Origin of the sequence: Flavobacterium sp. UBA4854 (assembly GCF_002399805.1) — a bacterium.
GTDB classification, from domain to species: domain Bacteria; phylum Bacteroidota; class Bacteroidia; order Flavobacteriales; family Flavobacteriaceae; genus Flavobacterium; species Flavobacterium ginsengisoli.
Genome location: NZ_DHEI01000071.1, coordinates 1 through 6013, shown reverse-complemented (window position 1 = coordinate 6013; position 6013 = coordinate 1). Strand labels below are relative to the sequence as shown.

Genomic DNA, 6013 nt, shown 5'->3' with positions numbered 1-6013 from the left:
CACGATTTGGCCGTTCAGAAATCTTTCGCATTCAGAAATTACAAATTGAATGGAGCAATTGAAATGAATAATGCATTCAATCAGCAATATGAAGTGATTTACAATTACCCAATGCCAGGAAGAACATTCAAATTTATAATCAGTTTTGAGTTATGAAAAAGAGCATTTTAAAAATAGTATTCAGTTTAAGCATCGCCGTTTCTTTGATTTCCTGTCGAGAAGACGAAACGATATTTCTCTCTTCAGATGTTAGCGTTGCTGCACCAAGAAGTGATGGAAGCATTGAAGGCTTTTATCTTCTAAACGAAGGTAATATGGGAATGAACCGAGCGAGTTTGGATGTCTTTAATTACAGAACAGGAAACTATACTACAGATGTTTATTCAGAACGAAATCCGTCGGTTGTAAAAGAATTGGGAGATGTTGGAAACGATATTAAAATCTATGGAAATAAGGTTTATGCGGTCATCAATTGTTCGAACAAAGTTGAAGTTTTAGAAAAATGGACGGCAAAACGCATCAAAAAAATAGATATTCCAAATTGCCGTTATGTAACTTTTTACAAAGACAAAGCTTATGTGAGTTCGTATTCTGGACCTGTAGCCATAAATCCGAATGCAGAAATTGGTTTTGTTGCCGAGATTGATACGACTTCGCTAGAAATAAAAAGAAAAGTGACCGTTGGCTATCAGCCAGAGCAAATGGTGGTTCATAATGGAAAGTTGTATGTTGCCAATTCTGGAGGTTACAGAGTTCCAAATTATGATAGAACGGTTTCTGTAATTGATTTGGAAACGTTTACAGAAATTAAAAAAATAGATGTTGGAATAAATTTATACAGCATGCAAATTGACAGCCGCGGTGATATTTATGTCAGTTCACGAGGCGATTACTACAACACGCCATCTAATCTTTTTGTAATTGATACACAGACAGACGAAAAGAAAATGCAGCTAGATATTCCTGTTTCTGGAACTTGTCTGGTTGATGATTTGTTGTATTACTACAGCGTTTCTTGGAGCTATTTAACAGGAACAAACAAAGTGAGTTACGGGATTTTAGATACTAAAACTAAAAAAGTAATTACAGACCAGATTATTACCGATGGAACGGATAAAAAGATCATGATTCCGTATGGACTTCAAGTAAATCCAGAAACCAAAGAAATCTACATTACCGATGCTCAAAATTATGTAGTAACCGGTTATATCTACTGTTTTACGCCCGATGGAAAATTAAAATGGAAAACTACTGCAGGAAATATTCCCGCTCACATTGCTTTTATAACTAAAAAATAAATATAAAAAAATGAACAGAAACCTTTTTAAAATCGCTCTATTTTCAATTCTCTTTTTGGGATTTGTGGCCTGCGATAAAGACGACCGAGAGGAAGATTTGCTTCCCGCCGAAGTCCTCAAAGAATCCTATACAATTGATCGTTTTAAAGTGTTAAATATTGCAACAGCGCTTCCAAGCCGAGCAAAACTGACGTGGAGTATTAAAGATTCGATTATTTCAGAAAACACAGATTTGGATTTTATTAGTCCGTTCCAGAAAAATTATCCGCTGACTTTAAAAGTAGAGATTAGTGGAGAAGTAAAAGTCTATACTTCTTCGATTAATGTAGTAAAAGAAGCAGGAACTTACAGTAAATATATTTTTAGTGTACTTGATTTTCGTCCCGCAGTTGGCCAGTTCACAAACGGAATTCCAGAATACACAGCAGGAAATACTCAAGCCAATATGATTGCAGCTGCGAAAAAAGCAATTGTAGGTTCGAATACTTCACTGGTTTCACTAGGAGGTTTTGGTGGTTATGTAGTTTTTGGTTTCGACCATACAATTCCGAATATGGACGGTCGCGATTTCAAGATTTTAGGAAATGCTTTTTGGGGAAATGAAGCCAACGAAGCACGTTCGGGATCTTGCGAACCTGGAATTATTATGGTCGCTTATGACAAAAATAAAAATGGAAAACCAGATGATGATGAATGGTACGAAATTGCAGGAAGCGAGTACTTTAAAAATACGACAATAAAAAATTACGAGATCACTTATTTTAAGCCAGATGCTACTAAATCGCCAGTTACTGGAACTGAGTTTTGGCAATTTGATACAGAATACATTAAATGGCAAGACAATGAAGGGAAATCTGGATTTAAAGTTCAAAATGTATTTCACGATCAAAGCTATTATCCGCTTTGGATTGCAGATGCTTCTTATACTTTAAAAGGAACTAAAATAGCAGACAATTTCTATGATCAGAGTGGCGAAGGCTCGTATTGGGTTGGTAAATCGTTTGAATTTGGATATGCAGATAATGCACCAAATAATGACGAAGCATCTAATATTGATATTTCTTGGGCTGTAGATAAAAACGGAAAATATGTCAAACTTCCAGGAATTGATTTTGTAAAAGTCTACACAGCAATTAATCAGGAAGCGGGTTGGCTTGGAGAAGTTTCTACAGAAGTTTCGGGAGCCTACGACTTACATCTTAACTAACACAATATTTTAAAACCAATTAATTATGAAGAAAAACTACTTTATAATAATCTTGTTATTCTTTGCATTTCTAACCAATGCCCAAATAACAGTTCAAGGCGTTCCTAGAAATGATGCGAAATTAAAAACAGTTGCGCAAAAAAAAATAACAGCAAAAAGCGCCAATGCCACCACTTTTGACGATATCCAATTTTGGGTAGGAACAGGTGCTAATCAAGCGGCATTTGTTGTGCAATGGAACGATGGCAAGACTTCTGACGCTTTGGTCTGGGGTTTTAAATGGGATGGAACTGCAACTGGAGAAGATATGATTAAAGCTATTGCAAAGGCTGATCCCCGTTTCTTTACATTGCTTTATCAAGGAACACAATTCGGATCTGCAATTGCAGGATTTGGCTTCGATTTGAATGGAACGGGAACAAGTGGACTTTATAAGGATGGAAATAAAACTTATCCTTTGTATCCTTTTGACGGTATAGTAAATACTTCAGAATATGATTTTGATTCTTATACAGGCATCGATCCCGATGATCATTGGCAATCAGGATGGTATACAGGATATTGGTCGTATTGGGTTAAAGATTCGACAGAAAGCGATTATGGCTATTCTGGTGTAGGAGCTACTACTCGTGAATTGCAAAACGGTTCTTGGGATGTTTGGAATTTTAATCCGAATATGGAAATGTTTGATATTGCTGCAACTTTTACTCCAGTTACTCCTTATTCTAAAACAATAGATTTTACCAAAGGCTATTTTATGGTAAATGAAGATTGGTATGGACACACAAACGGATCTGTAAATTTTATTGATAATAACGGAAATATTAATTATCGCGTTTACAGCGAAGCTAATGACAACAATACTTTTGGGGCGACTACACAATATGGAACTATTTACGGAGATAAGTTTTATTTTGTTTCTAAACAGGCCCAAGATTCAGGAGATACACAATATAAGCCTGGCGGAAGGTTGGTTGTTGCTGATGCTTTAACGATGAAAAAAATTGCAGCATTTAACGATATTGGAGGAGGAGATGGTCGCTCTTTTATTGGTGTTGATGAGAAAACAGGTTACATAGGTGCTTCTAATGGTATTTTTCTTTTTGATATTGTGAATATGAAAGTAGGGGATTTGGTCAATGGAACTGGCGGAGGAAGTCAGTATGCTGGACAAATAGGCAATATGATTCGTACCTCTCAATATGTTTTTGCTGTAAAACAAAATGCTGGAATTTTTGTAATTGATCCTAAAACCAATACTATAATAAAGACCATTTCTGGAGTGTTCCATTCGATTACACAGGCTAAAGACGGAAGTGTTTGGGGAATTCAGAATCAGAAATTAATAAATATTGATCCGCTGACTTTTGATACGACTGAATATGCCATTCCAACGACTAAATATTTAGGTTCTTGGGGAGCTTGGAATGCAGGAAGTTTTACTTATAGTAATAAAGAAAATGCGTTGTATTGGAATAATAATGTAAGCAGTTTTGTTGCAGGAGCTCAAATTGTAAGATTTGATATTGACACCAAAACATTCAATGAAAATTTTGCGACACTTCCTGGGCAAACAGGAACTTACAAGCAAATTGTGTATGGTGCAGGATTACGCATTGATCCAGTTTCTGGCAACTTAATTGTAAATACAACAGAGAGCGGATTTGGAGCACATTATCAGAAAAACTGGATTCACACTTTTGATAATACTGGAAAATTAATCGACACAAAGGTCTTGAACGATTATTATTGGTTTCCATCTATGGCTGTATTTCCTGATAATGCAGAGCCGGTTGTAAGTTCGATTTTACCTTCAAAACTTTCAACGGTTAGTACAACTATTATCGATTTAAGAACGGTGGTTTCAGACGAAGACAACTTATCGGTAGCGATTGTAAAAGCGATAAAATCTAATAGTGATGAAAATATTGTTTCGGCAGAAATTAATGCTAATGAAGAATTGATATTAACGCCTAAGGAAAAAGGAACTGCGACGGTTGTGATTAGTTTTAATTCTAACGGAAAAGTAATTGAAAAATCGATTTTGGTTGATACATCGACTTTAGGAAGAGACGAATTTGCGAAAGTGCAATTGTCTATTTATCCAAATCCAGTTGCAGATTATCTAAATATCAGTACAGAAGATGAAATCGTAGATGCTGTTGTTTATGATGCGACAGGAAGAACTATCAATACAAGATTAAACAATAACCAAATCGATGTAAGTAATTTTGCCAAAGGTTTTTACATCGTTAATATTGTAACTGATAAAGCCAATTATACTCATAAATTCATTAAAAAATAAGTTTTAAAATATTTGAAGAAAACCTCTTTGCTTAGTTGTAAAGAGGTTTTTTCAATTAAAAAGATGAGTATATTTACTTTTAAAATCTTTTATTATGAAAGCATTGGTAATTGGCGCAACAGGCGCAACGGGAAAAGAATTGGTCACACTGCTTTTGGAAAGTCCTGATTATTCAGAAGTTTCAATTTTTGTGAGACGTTCAACAGGAAAAACACATTCAAAGTTGACAGAACATATAGTTGATTTTTCAGATGTAAATTCGTTTCAGGAATTAATTACGGGCGATGTTCTTTTTTCATGCTTAGGAACAACTTTAAAAGATGCAGGATCAAAAGAAAAACAATGGAAAATCGATTATGATATTCCAGCCGATTTCGCTTCTGCTGCACGAAAAAATGAAGTAAAATCTTTGGTTTTGGTTTCTTCGTATGGAGCTTCAGCCAAAAGCAGTGTATTTTATTCGATGATGAAAGGAAAGTTAGAAGATCATCTTCAAGAGCTAAATTTTTCACAATACATCATTTTTAGGCCAGGACCGCTTATTCGCGAAAATACAGATCGTCTGGGAGAAAAAATTTCGATAAAAGTGATAAAGTTTTTCAACGCCATCGGGCTTTTCAAAAACCTAAAACCAATCACTACGGCATTTCTAGCTCAAAAATTAATAAAAGCACCAAAAACGCTTCCGTCAGGAAATACAACTCTTGAGCTGAATAGGATTCTTGAGTTATGAATTATGAGTTATGAGTTATGAGATTACAGATGCTTTGCAACTTATAATTCATATCTCATAACTCATAATTTTAAAAAAAACTATTTTTTATCTTCAGAAAGAATTAAAGTAGATGGTATGTTAGCTAGCCAAGGGCTTTTATTCTCTACCAAATGTTTCCATCCATCAATAGAAATTAGCATAAGATCTTGGTGTTCTAGAAAATCTTTTTCAATAGATTGTTCTTTTCTCAAAGTTATTTGGTTTGGAGCTGCTTGTTCTATCAATCTAATTTTTTCTTTGGTATCTAGATCAGCCATAATTTTGCCTTCAATATCCAGAATTTCAATTCTCGCATTGATATTCTGAATAAACTTCTGAACATAGTTCTGAATAGAATCCCAATCTTTTAAGTTAAATAGCGGAATGAAAATCGTATTGATATCAGTTAAATCCTTGTCAATTAAAACGCCAACAGGAATATGCGATTT

General features: G+C 34.7%; 4 protein-coding genes and 1 pseudogene. 4 read left to right on the top strand and 1 reads right to left on the bottom strand.

What is annotated here, in order from left to right:
* The first annotated feature begins 152 nt into the window (after positions 1-152).
* The 4 genes from B3J44_RS10190 (at position 153) to B3J44_RS10175 (ending at position 5543) form a co-directional block, all read left to right on the top strand.
* Positions 153-1298: a YncE family protein gene (locus B3J44_RS10190; protein WP_286968274.1), complete on the top strand. Its 1146-nt coding sequence runs from the start codon at positions 153-155 to the stop codon at positions 1296-1298.
* A 10-nt stretch (positions 1299-1308) separates the two neighbouring features.
* Positions 1309-2505: a cell surface protein gene (locus B3J44_RS10185; RefSeq protein ID WP_286968273.1), complete on the top strand. Its 1197-nt coding sequence runs from the start codon at positions 1309-1311 to the stop codon at positions 2503-2505.
* 25 nt (positions 2506-2530) lie between these two features.
* Positions 2531-4810 (top strand): DUF5074 domain-containing protein, encoded by a 2280-nt coding sequence (locus B3J44_RS10180; RefSeq protein ID WP_286968272.1) that lies wholly within the window; start codon positions 2531-2533, stop codon positions 4808-4810.
* Positions 4811-4904: 94 nt separating this feature from the next.
* Positions 4905-5543: an NAD(P)H-binding protein gene (locus tag B3J44_RS10175; RefSeq protein WP_286968270.1), complete on the top strand. Its 639-nt coding sequence runs from the start codon at positions 4905-4907 to the stop codon at positions 5541-5543.
* Positions 5544-5623: 80 nt separating this feature from the next.
* On the opposite strand, the pseudogene B3J44_RS10170 reads toward B3J44_RS10175, so the two are convergent.
* Positions 5624-6013 (bottom strand): annotated as a pseudogene (locus B3J44_RS10170) (cation/H(+) antiporter); the annotation flags it as partial.

Bases quoted from the DNA above. Each gene is read 5' to 3' on its own strand.
- B3J44_RS10180 (WP_286968272.1), top strand. From the start codon at position 2,531: ATGAAGAAAAACTACTTTATAATAATCTTGTTATTCTTTGCATTTCTA.
- B3J44_RS10185 (WP_286968273.1), top strand. From the start codon at position 1,309: ATGAACAGAAACCTTTTTAAAATCGCTCTATTTTCAATTCTCTTTTTG.
- B3J44_RS10175 (WP_286968270.1), top strand. From the start codon at position 4,905: ATGAAAGCATTGGTAATTGGCGCAACAGGCGCAACGGGAAAAGAATTG.
- B3J44_RS10190 (WP_286968274.1), top strand. From the start codon at position 153: ATGAAAAAGAGCATTTTAAAAATAGTATTCAGTTTAAGCATCGCCGTT.